General features: G+C 74.7%; 16 protein-coding genes. 12 read left to right on the top strand and 4 right to left on the bottom strand.

The window, feature by feature from the left end:
• The first annotated feature begins 5 nt into the window (after positions 1 to 5).
• The 3 genes from ACFZCD_RS16275 to ACFZCD_RS16265 all read left to right on the top strand — a co-directional run bounded on the left by ACFZCD_RS16275 (position 6) and on the right by ACFZCD_RS16265 (position 2,617).
• The gene (locus ACFZCD_RS16275; protein ID WP_391831165.1) at positions 6 to 407 is read left to right on the top strand and encodes a cobalamin biosynthesis protein; all 402 of its coding nucleotides are present in this window, start codon (positions 6 to 8) and stop codon (positions 405 to 407) included.
• Positions 408 to 539: 132 nt separating this feature from the next.
• Positions 540 to 1,592, top strand: a complete 1,053-nt coding sequence (gene cobC, locus ACFZCD_RS16270; protein ID WP_391831163.1) for an Rv2231c family pyridoxal phosphate-dependent protein CobC — start codon at positions 540 to 542, stop codon at positions 1,590 to 1,592.
• A gap of 47 nt (positions 1,593 to 1,639) precedes the next feature.
• A complete protein-coding gene (locus tag ACFZCD_RS16265) occupies positions 1,640 to 2,617 on the top strand; it encodes a bile acid:sodium symporter family protein (protein ID WP_391831161.1) in 978 nt (325 codons plus the stop codon).
• A gap of 18 nt (positions 2,618 to 2,635) precedes the next feature.
• Here ACFZCD_RS16265 and ACFZCD_RS16260 read toward each other — a convergent pair whose 3' ends face one another.
• The gene (locus tag ACFZCD_RS16260; RefSeq protein ID WP_391831159.1) at positions 2,636 to 3,733 is read right to left on the bottom strand and encodes an amidohydrolase family protein; all 1,098 of its coding nucleotides are present in this window, start codon (positions 3,731 to 3,733) and stop codon (positions 2,636 to 2,638) included.
• Between the two features lie 388 nt (positions 3,734 to 4,121).
• Here ACFZCD_RS16260 and ectA point away from each other — a divergent pair, with 388 nt between their 5' ends.
• From ectA to thpD, 4 genes are all read left to right on the top strand, one after another.
• The gene (ectA, locus tag ACFZCD_RS16255) at positions 4,122 to 4,715 is read left to right on the top strand and encodes a diaminobutyrate acetyltransferase (protein WP_391831157.1); all 594 of its coding nucleotides are present in this window, start codon (positions 4,122 to 4,124) and stop codon (positions 4,713 to 4,715) included.
• Between the two features lie 67 nt (positions 4,716 to 4,782).
• Positions 4,783 to 6,051, top strand: coding sequence for a diaminobutyrate--2-oxoglutarate transaminase (gene ectB / locus ACFZCD_RS16250; protein WP_391831155.1), 1,269 nt, complete (start codon positions 4,783 to 4,785; stop codon positions 6,049 to 6,051).
• Between the two features lie 79 nt (positions 6,052 to 6,130).
• Positions 6,131 to 6,529, top strand: coding sequence for an ectoine synthase (locus tag ACFZCD_RS16245; RefSeq protein ID WP_030366648.1), 399 nt, complete (start codon positions 6,131 to 6,133; stop codon positions 6,527 to 6,529).
• A gap of 3 nt (positions 6,530 to 6,532) precedes the next feature.
• Positions 6,533 to 7,429 carry an ectoine hydroxylase gene (gene thpD / locus ACFZCD_RS16240; RefSeq protein WP_391831153.1) on the top strand — a complete coding sequence of 299 codons (897 nt, stop codon included), beginning with the start codon at positions 6,533 to 6,535 and terminating at the stop codon, positions 7,427 to 7,429.
• A 131-nt stretch (positions 7,430 to 7,560) separates the two neighbouring features.
• On the opposite strand, the gene ACFZCD_RS16235 is transcribed toward thpD, so the two are convergent.
• The gene (locus ACFZCD_RS16235; RefSeq protein WP_391831151.1) at positions 7,561 to 8,691 is read right to left on the bottom strand and encodes an aminotransferase class V-fold PLP-dependent enzyme; all 1,131 of its coding nucleotides are present in this window, start codon (positions 8,689 to 8,691) and stop codon (positions 7,561 to 7,563) included.
• A 105-nt stretch (positions 8,692 to 8,796) separates the two neighbouring features.
• On the opposite strand from ACFZCD_RS16235, the gene ACFZCD_RS16230 reads away from it, so the two are divergent.
• From ACFZCD_RS16230 to ACFZCD_RS16220, 3 genes are read left to right on the top strand one after another with little or no spacing between them, the layout of a single operon-like run.
• Positions 8,797 to 9,786: a hypothetical protein gene (locus tag ACFZCD_RS16230; RefSeq protein ID WP_391831149.1), complete on the top strand. Its 990-nt coding sequence runs from the start codon at positions 8,797 to 8,799 to the stop codon at positions 9,784 to 9,786.
• Positions 9,783 to 11,069, top strand: coding sequence for a sensor histidine kinase (locus ACFZCD_RS16225; RefSeq protein WP_391831147.1), 1,287 nt, complete (start codon positions 9,783 to 9,785; stop codon positions 11,067 to 11,069). Before ACFZCD_RS16230 ends, ACFZCD_RS16225 begins: the two co-directional genes overlap by 4 nt.
• Entirely contained in the window at positions 11,066 to 11,731 is a 666-nt protein-coding gene (locus ACFZCD_RS16220) for a response regulator (protein WP_391831145.1), read from the top strand. Before ACFZCD_RS16225 ends, ACFZCD_RS16220 begins: the two co-directional genes overlap by 4 nt.
• Positions 11,732 to 11,792: 61 nt before the next feature.
• Here the strand turns inward: ACFZCD_RS16220 and ACFZCD_RS16215 are convergent, their stop codons facing one another.
• A complete protein-coding gene (locus tag ACFZCD_RS16215; RefSeq protein WP_391831143.1) occupies positions 11,793 to 12,968 on the bottom strand; it encodes a serine hydrolase domain-containing protein in 1,176 nt (391 codons plus the stop codon).
• 133 nt (positions 12,969 to 13,101) lie between these two features.
• On the opposite strand from ACFZCD_RS16215, the gene ACFZCD_RS16210 reads away from it, so the two are divergent.
• A complete protein-coding gene (locus tag ACFZCD_RS16210; RefSeq protein WP_391831141.1) occupies positions 13,102 to 13,920 on the top strand; it encodes an NAD-dependent epimerase/dehydratase family protein in 819 nt (272 codons plus the stop codon).
• 83 nt (positions 13,921 to 14,003) lie between these two features.
• Positions 14,004 to 15,215: a TerD family protein gene (locus ACFZCD_RS16205; RefSeq protein WP_391831139.1), complete on the top strand. Its 1,212-nt coding sequence runs from the start codon at positions 14,004 to 14,006 to the stop codon at positions 15,213 to 15,215.
• 101 nt (positions 15,216 to 15,316) lie between these two features.
• Here ACFZCD_RS16205 and ACFZCD_RS16200 read toward each other — a convergent pair whose 3' ends face one another.
• Positions 15,317 to 16,327 carry an MsnO8 family LLM class oxidoreductase gene (locus ACFZCD_RS16200; RefSeq protein WP_391831137.1) on the bottom strand — a complete coding sequence of 337 codons (1,011 nt, stop codon included), beginning with the start codon at positions 16,325 to 16,327 and terminating at the stop codon, positions 15,317 to 15,319.
• Positions 16,328 to 16,351 lie beyond the last annotated feature (24 nt).

The following is a 16,351-nucleotide window of genomic DNA, read 5'->3' as shown; positions in this document are numbered from 1 at the left end:
CGAGGATGGTCTCCGTCTACGTGGGCGTGGGCGCCCGGCGCGGTGTGCCGGCCGGGGAAGTGCTGGAGCTGGTCGGACGGACACTGGCGGAAGCGGAAGCACAGGCGGGGGCGGCGCCGGGGGCCGGTCGGCAGCTCGTAGCACTGGCCACCGCGGAGGCGAAGGCCGGCGAGAGCGGTCTGCTGGAGGCTGCGGCCCGGCTGGGGGTCCCGCTGCGCTGCTATCCGTCCGACGCGCTGTCGCGGGTCCCGGTGGCGAGCCCGTCGGAGGCCGCGCTGGCCGCCGTGGGCGCGCCCGCCGTGGCCGAGGCGGCGGCGCTGCTGGCGGCCGGGCCGGGCGCCGTCCTGGCCGTGGCGAAACGGAAGTCCGCGCGGGCGACGTGCGCGGTCGCGTACGGGCGCGGGTGAGGCGCCCGGCGTACGGCCGTTGCACACGGACCCGCTTGACGGCCCTTCGGCGGTCGTCAGTACCGTTTCCGGGCGGGCCGCACACGCCCGCAGACGACGATCCCGGCACTCACCAGAAGGCGGCCCGCGGCCATGCACACTCCCAGCGAACCCGACCTGCGCCACCACGGTGACGCCGAAGTGCGGGGGGCCGGCGCGGAGCTGACGGACCTGGCGGTGAACGTACGGGCGGGCACGCCGCCGGTGTGGCTGCGCGAACGCATCGCCGCGTCGCTGGACGGGCTCGCCGCGTACCCCGACGGGCGGGCCGCGCGGCGGGCGGTGGCGGCGCGGCACGGGCTGCCGGAGGAGCGGGTGCTGCTGACGGCCGGCGCGGCGGAGGCGTTCGTGCTCCTCGCGCGGGCGCTGCGGGTGCGGCGGCCGGTGGTCGTGCACCCGCAGTTCACGGAGCCGGAGGCGGCGCTGCGGGACGCCGGGCACCAGGTGGAGCGGGTGCTGCTCGACGCGGCGGACGGATTCCGGCTGGACCCGCGCGCGGTGCCGGGGGACGCGGACCTGGTCGTCGTCGGCAACCCGACCAACCCGACGTCCGTGCTGCACCCGGCACGGGATCTGGCGCGGCTCGCCCGGCCCGGCCGGACGCTCGTCGTGGACGAGGCGTTCATGGACGCGGTGCCGGGCGAGAAGGAGTCGCTGGCGTCCGTCACGGACCTGCCGGGGCTGGTCGTGCTGCGCAGCCTCACCAAGACGTGGGGGCTGGCGGGCCTGCGGATCGGCTACGTGCTCGCGTCGCCCGGGACCATAGCCCGGCTGGAGCGGGCGCAGCCGCTGTGGCCGGTGTCGTCGCCGGCGCTGGCCGCGGCGGAGGCGTGCAGCGCTCCCCCGGCGCTGGCGGAGGCCGGGGACGCCGCGCGGCGGCTCGCCGACGACCGGACGTATCTGGCGGCCGCGGTGGGCCAGTTCGAAGGGGTCCGGGTGCACGGGCCCGCGGCCGGGCCGTTCCTGCTGATCCGGGTGCGGGGTGCCGCGGCCGTACGGGGCAGGCTGCGGGGGCTGGGGTTCGCGGTGCGCCGCGGCGACACGTTCCCCGGGCTGGGGCCGGACTACCTGCGCCTCGCGGTCCGGGACCGCGCGACCACGGACCGCTTCGCGGAAGCCCTCGGCAAGGCGCTCGCCGAGGGGTGAGACCGCCTCTGGCCGAGGCGCGCGGGTGATCGCTAAGGTGCCGCCGTATGGCGACCCCCCGAACGGCCCCGACCTCCCGAATAGCCCCGGCAGCCGCCGACCGGACGGCGCGGCTGGCCGTCACCGTCTTCCCCCTGCTCGTCATCGCCGCCGGTGGGCTGGGGCTCGCCGCGCCCTCGCACTTCACGGGCTGGGCGCCGGCCGTGCCCTACCTGCTGGGCGTCGTGATGTTCACGATGGGTCTCACGCTGACCGGTGACGACTTCCGCGCGGTCGCCAAGCGGCCCTGGGCGGTCGGGCTCGGCCTCGTCGCCCACTACGTGATCATGCCGGGGCTGGGCTGGCTGATCGCGACGGTGCTGGGGCTGCCGCCGCAGCTGGCGGCCGGGGTGATCCTCGTCGGCTGCGCGCCGAGCGGGACGGCGTCCAACGTGGTCACGTACCTGGCGCGCGGGGACGTCGCCCTGTCGGTGTCCGTGGCGACCGTCTCGACGCTCGTCGCGCCGCTGGTCACACCGCCGTTGACGCTGCTGCTGGCGGATCGTTTCCTCGACGTGGACGCGGGCGCCATGTTCACCGACATCCTCAAGACCGTGCTCGTGCCGGTGGTCGGCGGGGCGCTGGTGCGGATGGTGGCGGGGCGGCGCGTCGTCAGGGTGCTGCGGGCCCTGCCGGTGCTGTCGGCGCTGACGATCGCCGTCCTCGTCCTGATCGTGGTGTCGGGCAGCGCGTCCCGCATCAAGGACGCGGCGGCCCTCGTCCTCCTCGCCGTCGTCCTCCACAACGGCCTCGGCCTGGCCCTCGGCTACGCGGCGGGCCGCGTGGCCCGCCTGGGCCGTCCGGCGAGCCGTGCCATGGCCTTCGAAGTGGGCATGCAGAACTCGGGCCTGGCGGCGTCCCTGGCCACGGCCCACTTCAGCCCGGCGGCGGCGCTGCCGGCGGCGGTCTTCTCGGTGTGGCACAACGTCTCGGGGGCGGCGGTGGCGGCGTGGATGTCCCGTCGCGACGCTCCTCGCGGAAGGTGACCGTGGCCCGGCGGGCCGTCAGCGGACGACGCGGCCCCGCAGGATCACGCGGCTCGGGGAGCCCAGGACCCTGATGTCCGCGCGGGGGTCCGTCCCGTAGACCACGAGGTCGGCCGGGGCGCCCTCTTCCAGGCCCGGGCGGCCGAGCCAGGCGCGGGCCGACCACGTCGTGGCGGCGAGGGCGGCGACCGGGGGGAGGCCCGCCTTGACGAGTTCGGCGACCTCCTGGCCGACCAGGCCGTGGGCGAGCGAGCCCCCCGCGTCCGTGCCGACGAAGACGGGGACGCCCGCGTCGTACGCCGCCCGCACCGTGTCGTAGCGCCGCGCGTGCAGCCGCCGCATGTGGTCCGCCCAGCGCGGGAACTTCGCCTCGCCGCCCTCCGCGAGCCGCGGGAACGTGGCGATGTTGACCAGTGTCGGCACGATGGCGACCCCCCGCTCCGCGAACAGCGGAATGGTCTCCTCGGTGAGCCCGGTCGCGTGCTCGATGCAGTCGATCCCGGCCTCCACCAGGGGCGCCAGGGTCTCCTCCGCGAAGCAGTGCGCCGTCACCCGCGCCCCGAGCCGGTGCGCCTCGGCGATGGCCGCCGCCACCTCGCCGCGCGGCCAGCAGGCGGACAGGTCGCCCGTCTCGCGGTCGATCCAGTCGCCGACGAGCTTGACCCAGCCGTCCCCCCGGCGCGCCTCCCGCGCGACGTACGCCACGAGGTCCTCGGGCTCGATCTCGTGCGCGTAGTTGCGGATGTACCGGCGGGTCCGCGCGATGTGCCGGCCGGCCCGGATGATGCGCGGCAGGTCCTCGCGGTCGTCGATCCAGCGCGTGTCCGAGGGCGAGCCGGCGTCCCTCAGCAGCAGGGCCCCCGCGTCCCGCTCGGTCAGCGCCTGCTTCTCGCTCGTGGACTCGTCGACCGGCCCGTGGGCGTCGAGCCCCACGTGGCAGTGCGCGTCCACGAGGCCGGGCAGCGCCCAGCCCTCGATCGTGGTGACGTCCCGCGCCCCCGCCGGCCGTTCGAAGGTGATCCGGCCGCCGACGGCCCACAACTCGTCGCGCACGGCGTCCGGGTCCGCCCCGACGAGCACCCGCCCCTTGATGTGCAGCACCCCACTGTCGCTCATGGACCGCACTGTACGAGCCCGCTCCTCCCGCGCGCCAAGGGGCCGCCGGCCGCCGGGACCCCGGCCGCCGCGGACGGCCCGGGATAATCCTTCCCGACCCGCATTTCCTATTTCCGCGTACAACTCCCCGCGCATTCTCCTGCCCGCTTTCCCGCACCCTAAACGCAGCATTTTCCTTACGTTTCCGGAAGGGAATTCATCCGCCCCGCGATCACCTGTGACACACTCCACACCCCATCCCTTTCGCCCGGATATTACTGGGCAAATCACCCCATTAAGCGACCGTCTCGCCCGCCCACGCGCCTTCGCGCGATAACACAACCACCCCCTGCCGGGGAACCCGGACCCCCGATGCAATTTCCGATCCGCATAGGTAAATTCCCTCCGCATGACCGCCGCACAAGCAGACCTTGCACGTGCCCGCCCGGCCTCCTCCGGGGAATTCCCCGGAATTCCGGAGGACCTCACGATCGACGCCCCGCGCGTCGAGGACGGAGCCGCGATCTGGCGCATCGCCCGCGACTCCGGGACCCTGGACCTCAACTCGTCGTACAGCTACCTGCTGTGGTGCCGCGACTTCGCCGCGACCTCGGCCGTGGCCCGCCGCACCGCCGACGGGGAGCCCGCGGGCTTCATCACCGGCTACATCCGCCCCGAGCGCCCCCGCACCCTCGTGGTGTGGCAGGTGGCCGTGGACCGCCCCCACCGCGGCCGCGGCCTGGCCGCCGCGCTGCTCGAGAGCCTCGTCGCCCGGGTGGCCCGCGAGACGGCCGGCCCCGGCGGCCCCGCGGGCGCCGCCGGCATCACCGAGATCGAGACCACCGTCACGCCCGGAAACACCGCCTCCAACCGCCTCTTCGCCTCCTTCGCCGCCCGGCACGGCGCCGGCGTCGAGCGGAAGGTCCTCTTCGACGGCGGACTGTTCCCCGAGAGCGGCCACGACCCCGAGGTGCTGCACCGCATCGGCCCCCTCACGCACTGATCCGCGCACCGGACCCACGTACCGGCCGCGCACGCCCTCGCGCACAGCAACCGAACGGAGCACTGCCATGACCATCACCCCGCCCGCACTCAGCGTCTTCGAGGCCCTGGAGTCGGAGGTGCGCAGCTACTGCCGCAGCTGGCCCGCGGTCTTCGACCGGGCCCAGGGCAGCCGGATGTACGACGAGGACGGCCACACGTACCTCGACTTCTTCGCCGGTGCCGGCGCGCTCAACTACGGCCACAACAACCCGGTCCTCAAACGCGCGCTGATCGACTACATCGAACGCGACGGCGTCACCCACGGCCTGGACATGGGGACCACCGCCAAGCGCGCCTTCCTGGAGGCCTTCCAGGACGTCGTGCTGCGCCCGCGCGACCTGCCGTACAAGGTGATGTTCCCCGGCCCGACGGGCACCAACGCCGTCGAGGCCGCGCTCAAGCTGGCCCGCAAGGTCAAGGGCCGCGAGGCGATCGTGTCCTTCACCAACGCCTTCCACGGCATGTCGCTCGGCTCGCTCGCCGTCACCGGCAACGCCTTCAAGCGGGCCGGCGCGGGCATCCCCCTCGTCCACGGCACGCCCATGCCCTTCGACCACTACCTCGACGACCAGGTGCCCGACTTCCTGTGGTTCGAGCGGCTCCTCGCCGACCAGGGCTCGGGCCTGAACACCCCCGCCGCCGTCATCGTCGAGACGGTGCAGGGCGAGGGCGGCATCAACGTCGCCCGCCCCGAGTGGCTGCGCGCGCTCGCCGCGCTGTGCGAGCGGCACGACATGCTGCTGATCGTCGACGACATCCAGATGGGCTGCGGCCGCACCGGCGCCTTCTTCTCCTTCGAGGAGGCGGGCATCACGCCGGACATCGTGACGCTGTCGAAGTCCATCGGCGGCTACGGACTGCCGATGTCGCTCACCCTCTTCCGCCCGGAGCTCGACGTCTGGGAGCCCGGCGAGCACAACGGCACGTTCCGCGGCAACAACCCGTCCTTCGTCACCGCGGCCGCGGCGCTCGACGCGTACTGGACCGACGGGCAGATGGAGAAGCAGACCCTCGCCCGCGGCGAGCAGGCCGAGGAGGCGCTGCGCGCCATCTGCGCCGAGCACCCGGAGGCCGGGGCGCACTACCGCGGCCGCGGCCTCGTGTGGGGACTGGAGTTCGCCGACCGGACGCGCGCCTCGGCGGTCTCCCGGCGGGCCTTCGAACTCGGCCTGCTCATCGAGACGTCGGGCCCGGAGGGCGAGGTCGTCAAGCTGCTGCCCGCCCTGACGATCTCCCCCGAGGAGCTGGACGAGGGGCTGCGGATCCTCGCCCGCGCGGTCCGCGAAACGGCCTGAGCGGAAAGGCACGGCACAGCACGGAAAAACACAGCACAGCACAGCACCGAGGCACAGAGCAGAACAGAAAGGCACTCACATGATCGTCCGTTCCCTCCAGGACATCGAAGGCACCGACCGGCACGTCAAGGCCCGCAGCGGCACGTGGGAGAGCAAGCGCATCGTCCTCGCCAAGGAGCGGGTCGGCTTCTCCCTGCACGAGACCGTGCTGTACGCCGGGACGGAGACGTCGATGTGGTACGCCAACCACATCGAGGCCGTGCTGTGCGTGGAGGGCGAGGCCGAGCTCACCGACGACGAGACCGGCGAGAAGCACTGGATCTCGCCCGGCACGATGTACCTGCTCGACGGCCACGAGCGGCACACCCTGCGCCCGAAGACCGACTTCCGCTGCGTGTGCGTCTTCAACCCTCCGGTCACCGGGCGGGAGGACCACGACGAGAACGGCGTCTACCCGCTGCTGACGGAGGAGGGCTGAACCATGACCACGGTCACCGACCTCTACCCCACGCGCGGCACGCACGAGGTCGCCGTCCCCCGGCAGGATCCGGTGGTGTGGCCCTCCGGATCCGGGGCCCCGGCCCCCGGGCCGATCGACGCGGGCGGCCTCGCGGACTACGAACGCGATGGCTTCCTCACCGTGGACCAGCTGATCACCCCGGACGAGGTGACGGCCCTCCGCGCCGAGCTGGACCGGCTGATCGGTGACCCGGCGGTGCGGGCCGACGAGAGAGCGGTCGTCGAACCGCACTCGCAGGACGTGCGGTCGGTGTTCGAGGTCCACCGGATCAGCGAGGTGTTCGCCCGGCTGGTGAGCGACCCGCGCGTGGTGGGCCGGGCGCGGCAGATCCTCGGCTCGGACGTCTACGTCCACCAGTCGCGGGTCAACATCAAGCCGGGCTTCGGCGCCGCCGGCTTCTACTGGCACTCGGACTTCGAGACGTGGCACGCGGAGGACGGGCTGCCGCGGATGCGGACGGTGTCGGTGTCGATCGCGCTGACGGAGAACCTCCCGACCAACGGCGGCCTGATGATCATGCCGGGGTCGCACCGGACGTTCCTGGGCTGCGCGGGTGCGACGCCGCAGGACAACTACAAGCGGTCGCTGCGGATGCAGGAGGCGGGGACGCCGTCGGACACGGCCCTCGCCGAGCTGGCCGGCCAGCACGGCATCCGGCTCTTCACCGGCCCGGCCGGGTCGGCGACGTGGTTCGACTGCAACTGCATGCACGGTTCGGGCGACAACATCACGCCGTTCGCGCGGAGCAACGTGTTCATCGTGTTCAACAGCGTGGAGAACACGGCGACGGAACCGTTCGCCGCGCCCGGCCGGCGCCCGTCGTTCGTAGGAGCGCGCGACTTCACCCCCGTGAACTAGCGCCTCCCGGCGGGCCTGCGGTCCTCGCCGTTGCGGCGGAAGGACGCCCTTCCGCCGCAACGGCGAGCGACCACCGCGGTGAGAGTCCGGCGGCATGCCCGGCGCCGCGATCGGCGCGTCCGTGCCGGGCCTCACGGCCGCGCCAGGGCCTCCAGTGCCGCGTCCACGTCGGAGGCGCCGTTGTACAGGTGGAACGCCACGCGCAGGCGGCCCGCGCGGACGCCGGCGCGGATGCCCGCCGCCGAGAGGCGCTCCGCGGGGGCGTCCAGGCCGGGGACGGACACGATGGGCGAGCCGTCCGCCGGCACGGGACGGTGGCCGAGCCGGTCCAGCCCCGCGCGGAAGCGGTCCGCGAGGGCGCGGTCGTGCGCGGCGATCCGCCCGGTCCCGAGCTCCTCGATGAGCAGGAGGCCGGCCAGGGCCCCGGTGTACGACAGGAGGGCGGGGTTCTCGTCGTAGCGGCGGGCCGAGGAGGCGAGCTCGGTCACCGGCCCGTACGTGCTGTCCCACGGCTTCTCCGCGGCCACCCATCCGGCGAAGACGGGGGTGAGGCCGCCCAGGTCCTCCGGCACGGTGAGGAACGCCGTGCCCCGGGGCCCCATCAGCCACTTGTAGCCGACGCACACGGTGAAGTCGAAGGCCCCGGCGTCCGTCGGCAGCCACCCCGCGGACTGGCTGATGTCGACGAGCGTCCGGGCGCCGTGCGCGCGGGCCGCCGCCCCGATCGCGTCGAGGTCGGCGATGCGGCCGTCCGCCGACTGCACGGCGCTGACCGCCACCAGCGCCGTACCCGGCCGGACCTCCGCGGCGAGCTTCTCCAGGGGCACGGTCCGCACCTCCAGCGCGGCCCGGACGTGGAACGGGTTGACCAGGGAGCTGAAGTCGCCCTCGGCGCAGAGCACTTCCGCACCCTCCGGGAGCGACTGGGCGATGAGTCCGCAGTAGACCGCGGCGGAGCTCCCGGTCGCCACGCGCCGCGCCGGCACGCCCACCAGCCGGGCGAAGGCGCTGCGAACGGCGTCCACCACCGCGAAGTGGTCCTCACTGCCGGGCCGTCCCAGGGCGTGCGCGGTCGCCGCCTCGCTCATGGCGGTGACGGCCGCCGCGGGGAGGAGCCCGGTGGCGGCGGTGTTCAAGTAGACGGTCCCGGGCGCGAACTGCGCGGGTGCGAGGTTCTCGATGGCCGTCTCGTCGATGGCCGTCACGTCATTGCTCGTCTCGTCCATCCGTCCACTATCGGCGCCGGTGATCGGGCCGTCCACGGGCCGGAGCCGTCCGCAAGGAGGAGCGGCGGCTCCGCCGCACGGCGGAGGAGGTCCGCCGTTCAGGCCGAGGCGCCGCGGCGCCCGCGGCGGAACCCTGGTCACATGACCAGTACGACGCTGCCCGTCCCGGACGACCACACCACCAAACGCCGCACCCTCCGCACGGTGGCCATCGCCGCCTGCCTCCCCTATCTGTCCCTCAAAGTCGCCTGGCTGGCGGGCAGTCACCTCGGCATCCCGGAGGGCAGCGTCCTGCGGGACGCCGATGCGGGGCTGGTCGCGGCCAACGCCGTGACCGTGCTGATGGACGCCGCCGTCGTCGTCCTCGCCGTGCTGCTGACCCGCCCCTGGGGCAGACGCGTCCCGGCCTGGGCCCTGCTCCTGCCGGTGTGGGGCGCGGTCGGGCTGCTGACGCCCATCATGTACGCCTTCCCGGCGCAGCTGCTGGTGCGGGCCCTGGGCGGCTCGGCGGCCGGCTCCGGGGGCGGGGACGAGCGGCCGTTCCTGGACGAGTGGGTCTTCGGCGTGGTCTACACGGGCTTCATCGTCCAGGGGCTGGCCCTGGGCGCGCTGTTCGTGCCGTACGCCCGTGAGCGCTGGGGCCACCTGTGGCAGGGCCGCGTCGCCGGCCCTGGACGCACGGCTCCGGGGCGCGGGCAGCGGGCGGCGGCGACCGTGGCGGCGGTGCTGGCCGTGGTGACCGGCGGCGTCCACCTGCTGTGGGCGTGCGGCCGGCCGGTGGGACTGTCGCCCGAACTGGCCCGCGAGTACGGCGGCGCCTTCGCGGCCGGGGAGTCGGGTTACGTGCTGTACGCGGGGGCGACGGTCGCGGGTGTCGTGCTGCTGCTCTCCGGCCGGGCCGGCGGCCTCCCGCTGCGCGTGCCGCTGATCCTCGCGGGGGTGGGATCGGCGGCGTCGGCGGCGTGGGGCGGCTGGCAGTTGCTCGCGCTGATGACGTCGCTGGCCGCCGACGGCCGGGGGCCGACGGCGCCGATGGCCGTCACCTACGCTGTGCAGGTGATCACCGGTCTGCTGCTCCTCGCCGCGGGGACGGGCTTCTTCGCCCGGCGCGCGGCGTGCCTCGCTCCGTGACGGCTCTCGTGCGGCGCGGACGGCGCGGGGCCCGTGCGCTGCTGGGCCGCCGCGCCCGGCTCCGGTGGGTGCACCTCCTGATCGGCGGCGCGCTGCTGATGCCGTACTACCTGCTGGCGAGCACGCTCACGTCCGTCTTCACCAGCAGCACGAACGTCCTGTTCCCCACCGGCCTGGGCCGGCAGCTCGGCGTCTTCGCGCTGGCGCTGGTGCCCGCGGCGGTGACGGCGTTGGTGCCGCTGGCGCGGACGCTGGAGTCCACGGCGGCGCGCGCCCTGTGCGGGCTGCCCGAGGAGGCGCTCGCGACGGGGCCGGCGGGTTCGTGGGCCGCGCGCGGGCGGACCGCCCTGTGGTACACCCTGCACCTGATGGCCGGCGGCATCGTGAGCGGCATGTCGCTGGCCACGCCTCCCTTCGCGCTGATGCTGATCGCCCTGCCGGTCACCGGCGTGCCCGGCGGCAAGGACGCCCCCTACGGGCTCGGCGGGCTGACGCTGCCGTGGAGTCTCCTGGCACCGCCCGCGGGGGTGGCGGTGCTGGTCCTGCTCCTCGCGGTGTCCAGCGGCACGGGGGCGCTGCTCGCGCGCTGCGCGCCCGTCCTGCTCGGGCCGAGCGCCGCCGACCGGCTGGCGGCCGCCGAGCAGCACGCCATGCGGCTGGCCCTGCGCAACCGGCTGGCGCGCGAGCTGCACGACTCGGTGGGGCACGCCCTGAGCGCGGTGACGCTGCAGGCGAGCGCCGCGCGCAAGGTCCTCGACGCCGACCCGGAGTTCGCCCGGCAGGCGCTGGCCGCCATCGAGGAGACCACGCGCGAGGCGGTCGGCGAGCTGGACACCGTCCTGGGGCTGCTGCGCGAGGACGGCGCCGCCTCCGCCGCGCCCGCCCCGACCCTCGCCGACCTCGGCGGGCTGCTGGAGCGCACCCGGGCGGCGGGCGGCACGGTCGCGCTCGCCGCGCCGCCGGCGCTGGAGCGCGTACCGCCGGTCGTCTCCCGCGAGGCGTACCGGATCGTGCAGGAGGGGCTCACCAATGCCCTGCGGCACGCGGGCCGGGTGCCCGTGCTGCTGAGGATCACTGTCGACGACGAGGCCGTGGAGGTCGCTTTGGAGAATCCGGTGGGGCCCGGGAAGACCCGTGCGCAGCGCCGCAGCGGTGGCGGGCGCGGGCTGACGGGCATAGCCGAGCGCGCCCGGCTGCTGCGCGGCAGCAGCAGCGCGGGCGAGCGCGACGGGGTGTGGCGGCTCGCCGTCCGCCTGCCGCTGGGCGGGGGTGCGGGCCGGTGACGGCGCCGCTGCGGATCGTGCTGGCCGACGACGAGCGCATGGTGCGGACGGCCCTGCGGGCGATCCTGGGCGCGGAGGAGGACCTGGAGGTCGTCGGCGAGGCCACGACCGGCGCGGAGGCGGTCTCCGTCGTCCGCGAGCTGCGGCCGGACGTCGTGCTGATGGACGTGCGGATGCCGGAGGTCGACGGGATCCGGGCCACGGAGCAGCTGGTGGGCGGCATGGACGCGCCGCCGCGCGTCATCGTCGTCACGACGTTCGAGAACGACAGTTACGTGTACGACGCGCTGCGCGCGGGGGCCAGCGGCTTCCTGCTCAAGCGGTCGGGCGCGGACGAACTCGTCCAGGCCGTCCGGCTGGTGGCCCGCAGCGATTCGCTGCTGTTCCCCGCCGCCGTGCGCGCGCTCGCGGCCGAGCACGCGGAGGCGCGGCGGGCCCGGGCGGCCGCGGGGAAGCTGCGGGCCCAGCTGTCGGAGAGGGAGGCGGAGGTCCTGCGCCTGATGGCCCGCGGCCTGTCGAACGCCGAGATCGCCGACCAGCTGGCCCTCGGCGCGGCGACGGTGAAGACCCATGTGGCGGGCGCACTGGCCAAGCTGGGTGTCCGCAACCGCACGCAGGCGGTCATCGCGGCGTACGAGTGCGGTTTCGTCTCTCCGCGGTGACCCCCTCCGGGCGGGTGGCGGACGCCGGGCCTCAGCCGGACGCCCCCGCAGGGGCGGCCCCTCAGACGGCCGTCGTGACCGCCTCGTGGACCGCGCGGGCCAGGAGCGGGAGGTGGACCTCCGAGTCGCCGGGGAACGCGTAGCGGCGGCGGTTGTAGCCGAAGGCCAGGCCGGTGGACGGGTCGGCGAAGGCCTGGGAGCCGGCGGCGCCGCCGTGGCCGAAGGCGCGGGCGCCGAGGAAGGGGAACTTCTCCACGGACATGTTGCCGAAGCCGAGGCCGAACGCCCCGAACCTGCCCGCGACGAGGTCCCGGCCGGCCGAGTGGACCTGCGCGAACTCGGCAGCCGTGGCCGGCGTGAGCAGCGGCTCCTTGCCGTTGAGGCCGCTGATGGCGGCCGCGTACATGCCGGCGAGGCCGCGCGCGGAGGCCGTACCGCCGACGGAGGCGGGGCCGGCGGCGCGTATGAGGCGGTGGTTCGGCAGCTCCTCCAGGACGGTCGGCACGGCGTGGTTGAGGTTGAAGGCGACACCGAACAGGCTGTGCGGGCCGGCGGTGTTCTCCTGCAGGACGCGCTGCTGACCCGGCGTCGGGTCCATGGGCAGGGTGGTGAGGAAGCGGTGCTCGTGCTCCTCGGGCAGGCCCATGTGGAAGTCGAGGCCGTACGGGGCGCGGATGCGCTCCTCGTAGAGCTCCTGCACGGTCTGCCCCGTGGCGCGGCGGACGACCTCGCCGGTCAGGGCGCCGATGACGTAGGCGTGGTAGCCGAAGGCCGTGCCGGGCCGCCAGTAGGGCCGCTGGCCGGCCAGCTTGGCGGCGATGGCGCGGTCGTCCGCGAGCTCCTCCAGGGTGAAGCCGTCCTCGGCGCCGATGACGCCGGCCCGGTGGGCGAGGAGGTCCCGCAGGGTGACGGAGCCCTTCCCTTCGGCGGCGAACTCGGGCCAGTAGTGGGCCACGGCGCGGTCGAGGTCGAGCGTGCCGTCCTGGACGAGGAGGGCGACGACGAGGTGGGCCGCGCCCTTGGTGGAGGAGAACACGCCGGTGAGCGAGTCGCCCTCGAAGCCGGGCCCGCCCCACAGGTCGACGACCTGCTCGCCGTGCACGTAGGCGGCGAGCTGGGCGGAGTGTCCGGCGCGCTCCTCGGCGAAGGTGGAGGCGAAGGCCTCGCGCACGCCCTCGTAGCCCTTGGCGACGGTGCCCTGGACGACGGTTTCCTGAGCGGCGGTCGGGATCGGCATGTGTGCTCCTTGTGGTTCAAGTGGTGCCTTCGGTGGGATGAAGCCGGACGGGCGCCCGGTTATTTCGTGATCAGCGTCATCTCCCGTACGGAATAATCGGATTGGACAATTCCGCTTCTCAGGAGGCCCGGCCATGCCCGCGTCCCGCACCGTCCTCCTCACCGGCGCCGCCGGCCGCATCGGCACCCACCTGCGCACCCTGCTGCCCGCTCACGGCCACCGCCTGCGCCTCCTGGACGTGCGGCCCGTGCCGGGCGAGCCGGACGCCGTCACCGCGGACCTCGCCGACCCGGCCGGCCACGCGGCGCTGCGCGCGGCCCTCGGCGGCGTGGACGCGGTCGTCCACCTGGCGGGGATCCCCGCCGAGGCACCGTTCGCGGACGTCCTGCGCGCCAACGTGGAGGGCACGTACCGCCTTTACGAGGCCGTACGGGAAGCGGGCGTACGACGCGTGGTGCTCGCCTCCAGCAACCACGCCGTCGGCTTCACGCCCCTGCCCGCCGAGGGCGCCCCGCCGCTGCCGGTGGAGACCCCGCACCGCCCCGACACCTTCTACGGCCTCTCCAAGTGCTTCGGCGAGGACCTCGCCTCCCTCTACCGGGACCGGCACGGCATCGAGACCGTGTCCCTGCGCATCGGCGCCTGCTTCCCCGAGCCGAAGTCGGTGCGCATGCTGTCGGTCTGGCTGAGCCCCGCCGACTGCGCGCGGCTCGTGCACGCCGCGCTCACCGCCGAGGACGTCGGCCACACCGTCGTCTACGGCAGCTCCGCCAACACCCGGGCCTGGTGGGACCTGTCCTCCGCCCGCGCGCTCGGCTACGCGCCCCAGGACGACTCGGAGCCGTACGCGGCCGCCCTGCTCGCCGCGGAGCGGGGGACCGTGCGGGAGGGCGCCGGGCTCGTCGGCGGAGAGTTCTGCGGCACCGAGCCGCCCCGCTGGCACCCGGGCTGACCTGCGGCGGCCCCGTCCGTAACGGGACGGCATCAGGCATTCGGTAATGGAACCGCAAAGAGCGGCCGCTCGTTACCCGGGACATGACCGCTATGACACCCGGCTCGAACATCCCGCTCTCCGTCGCCCGCGTGACGGTGGACGTCACCGCCCCGGTGCGGCTCGACGTATCGGGCCTGCTGCTCACCGCCGACGGCAAGGTGCGCTCCGACGACGACTTCGTCTTCTACAACCAGCCCTCCGGGCCGGGCGTGAGCCACCGCGCCGCGTCCGGCGGCGTGCCCGACGCCATCACGGTGGACACCGCCGCCGTCCCCGCCGCCATCGACAAGATCGTGGTGACGGCGAGCCCGGACGCCCGGGGCGCGACGTTCGCCGGCGCCGAGCCCACCGCCACCGTGCGCAATGCGGACGACGGCTCGGTCCTGGCCACGTTCACCCCGCCGCGGCTGGGCTCGGAGACCGCGCTCGTCGTCGTGGAGGTCTACCGGCGGGCGGGCGCCTGGAAGGTGCGCGCGGTCGGCCAGGGGTACGCCGACGGCCTGGCGGGGATCGCCACCGACTTCGGCGTGAGCGTGGAGGAGCCCGCGGCCGCCGCGCCGGTCCCTGCTCCCGCCGCCCCCGTGCAGCCGCCCGTCGCCGCCCCGCCCATGCCGGCGGCCGCCCCGCCCGTGCCCGCCGCGCCCCCGGCGGCGCCCGCCCCCGCCCCCGGCAGCGGGAAGATCAACCTGGACAAGGGCCGGGTCAGCCTGCAGAAGAACCAGACGGTGTCCCTGGTCAAGGGCGGCCGGCCGCTGACGCAGTCGGTGAAGATGGGCCTCGGCTGGGAGCCGGCCTGGGGCGGCCGGGCCATCGACCTGGACGCCTCCGTCATCGCCTACGGCCCCGACCGCAACATGATCGACGCCTGCTACTTCGGCAAGCTGCAGATCCTCAACGGCGCCATCCAGCACTCCGGCGACAACCTCACCGGCGAGGGCTCCGGCGACGACGAGACGATCACCGTGCACATGCAGGGGCTGCCGCCGGAGGTCACCGGCCTGGTCTTCACCGTCAGCTCCTTCAACGGCCAGAAGTTCAGCGAGGTCGCCAAGGCGTACTGCCGCCTCCTCGACGCCCGCACCGGCGAGGAGCTGGTGCGCTTCGACCTGACCGGCGCGGAGCCCAAGACCGGCGTGCTGATGGCCAAGTTCGTCCGGCAGTACTCGGGCGAGTGGGAGATGACCGCCCTCGGCGAGTTCGTGAAGTCCCGCACGGTCCGCGACCTGGTCAAGCCGGCGGCGCAGGCGCTGTAGGACGCGCGCCGGGGCAGGGCGGACGGGAAGCGGGCCGGACCGCCCCGGGACCGGTGCCGCCCCGGCGCCGTGCTGCGGCAGCGCCGGATCCGGCGGAACCGTCAGACGGGCACTCCCGTGCCCACGGCGATCCGGGCCAGCCGGCGGTACGAGTCCAGCAGGGCCTCCCTGTCGTACGAGGACGTGGTGACCAGCACCTCGTCGGCGCCGCTGCGGTCGAGGAGCGTGCCGAGCGCGGCGGCCACGTCGTCCTCCGTGCCGTGGAGGTGCCCGCGCAGCCCGTCCTCGTACAGCCGGCGCTCCCGGTCGGTCATCGCCCGCGCCTCGGTCTCCTCCGCGGGCTCCAGGGGCGGGAAGACGCCGTGCGTACGGGAGTGGGCCAGGGCCCACGCCTCGGGGACCAGCAGGCGGCGGGCCTCCTCGCGGGTGGCGGCGACGGCCACGTTGCCCGCCACCACGACGTACGGCTGCTGCCACCACGCCGAGGGCCGGAAGGCGGCCCGGTAGCGGCCGATGGCGGCCAGCGTGCGCTCGTCGCCGGTGAGGCCGCCGATGACCAGGGCCGCGCCGGCGGCGGCCGCCAGGTCCGCGCCCGCCTCGTTGGCCAGGACGAAGGCGGGGATCCGCAGGCCCTCGGCCGGGCGGGCGTGCACCTCGGGGTGCGGGCGCGGACCGTCCGTGAACCAGCCCTCCAGCTCGGCGAGCTGAGCGCCGAAGTCCCCCATGGCCTCCTTCTCCGTGCCCAGCGCCCGGCGGATGCCGTCCGTGAAGCCGACCGAGCGGCCCAGGCCCATGTCGATGCGGCCCGGGAAGAGGGACTCCAGCACCCCGAACTGCTCGGCGACCACCAGTGTGCGGTGGTTGGGCAGCATCACGCCGCCCGTGCCGACCCTGATCCGCGAGGTCGCGGCGGCGACCGCCGCGGCCAGCACGGTCGGCGCCGAGCCCGCCACGCCCGGCACGCCGTGGTGCTCCGCGACCCAGAAGCGGTGGTAGCCGAGCGCCTCGGTCTGCTGCGCGAACCGCACGGTGTCGCGCAGCGCCTCGCCCGGCGGGCGGCCCCGGCGGGTGCGGGAGCGGTCGAGTACGGAGAGCCGGATGGTCGCGGTCACCCCTGTTCCAACAAGGGCGACCGC

It is taken from the genome of Streptomyces sp. NPDC008001 (assembly GCF_042958085.1).
Classification (GTDB): Bacteria; Actinomycetota; Actinomycetes; order Streptomycetales; family Streptomycetaceae; genus Streptomyces.
The sequence above is the reverse complement of the archived record's forward strand: the minus strand, read 5'-3'. Positions and strand labels throughout refer to the sequence as shown.

Coding starts and splice junctions, on each gene's coding strand:
- ACFZCD_RS16275 (WP_391831165.1), top strand. CDS start 6: ATGGTCTCCGTCTACGTGGGCGTGGGCGCCCGGCGCGGTGTGCCGGCC.
- cobC (WP_391831163.1), top strand. CDS start 540: ATGCACACTCCCAGCGAACCCGACCTGCGCCACCACGGTGACGCCGAA.
- ACFZCD_RS16265 (WP_391831161.1), top strand. CDS start 1,640: ATGGCGACCCCCCGAACGGCCCCGACCTCCCGAATAGCCCCGGCAGCC.
- ACFZCD_RS16260 (WP_391831159.1), bottom strand. CDS start 3,733: ATGAGCGACAGTGGGGTGCTGCACATCAAGGGGCGGGTGCTCGTCGGG.
- ectA (WP_391831157.1), top strand. CDS start 4,122: ATGACCGCCGCACAAGCAGACCTTGCACGTGCCCGCCCGGCCTCCTCC.
- ectB (WP_391831155.1), top strand. CDS start 4,783: ATGACCATCACCCCGCCCGCACTCAGCGTCTTCGAGGCCCTGGAGTCG.
- ACFZCD_RS16245 (WP_030366648.1), top strand. CDS start 6,131: ATGATCGTCCGTTCCCTCCAGGACATCGAAGGCACCGACCGGCACGTC.
- thpD (WP_391831153.1), top strand. CDS start 6,533: ATGACCACGGTCACCGACCTCTACCCCACGCGCGGCACGCACGAGGTC.
- ACFZCD_RS16230 (WP_391831149.1), top strand. CDS start 8,797: ATGACCAGTACGACGCTGCCCGTCCCGGACGACCACACCACCAAACGC.
- ACFZCD_RS16215 (WP_391831143.1), bottom strand. CDS start 12,968: ATGCCGATCCCGACCGCCGCTCAGGAAACCGTCGTCCAGGGCACCGTC.
- ACFZCD_RS16210 (WP_391831141.1), top strand. CDS start 13,102: ATGCCCGCGTCCCGCACCGTCCTCCTCACCGGCGCCGCCGGCCGCATC.
- ACFZCD_RS16205 (WP_391831139.1), top strand. CDS start 14,004: ATGACCGCTATGACACCCGGCTCGAACATCCCGCTCTCCGTCGCCCGC.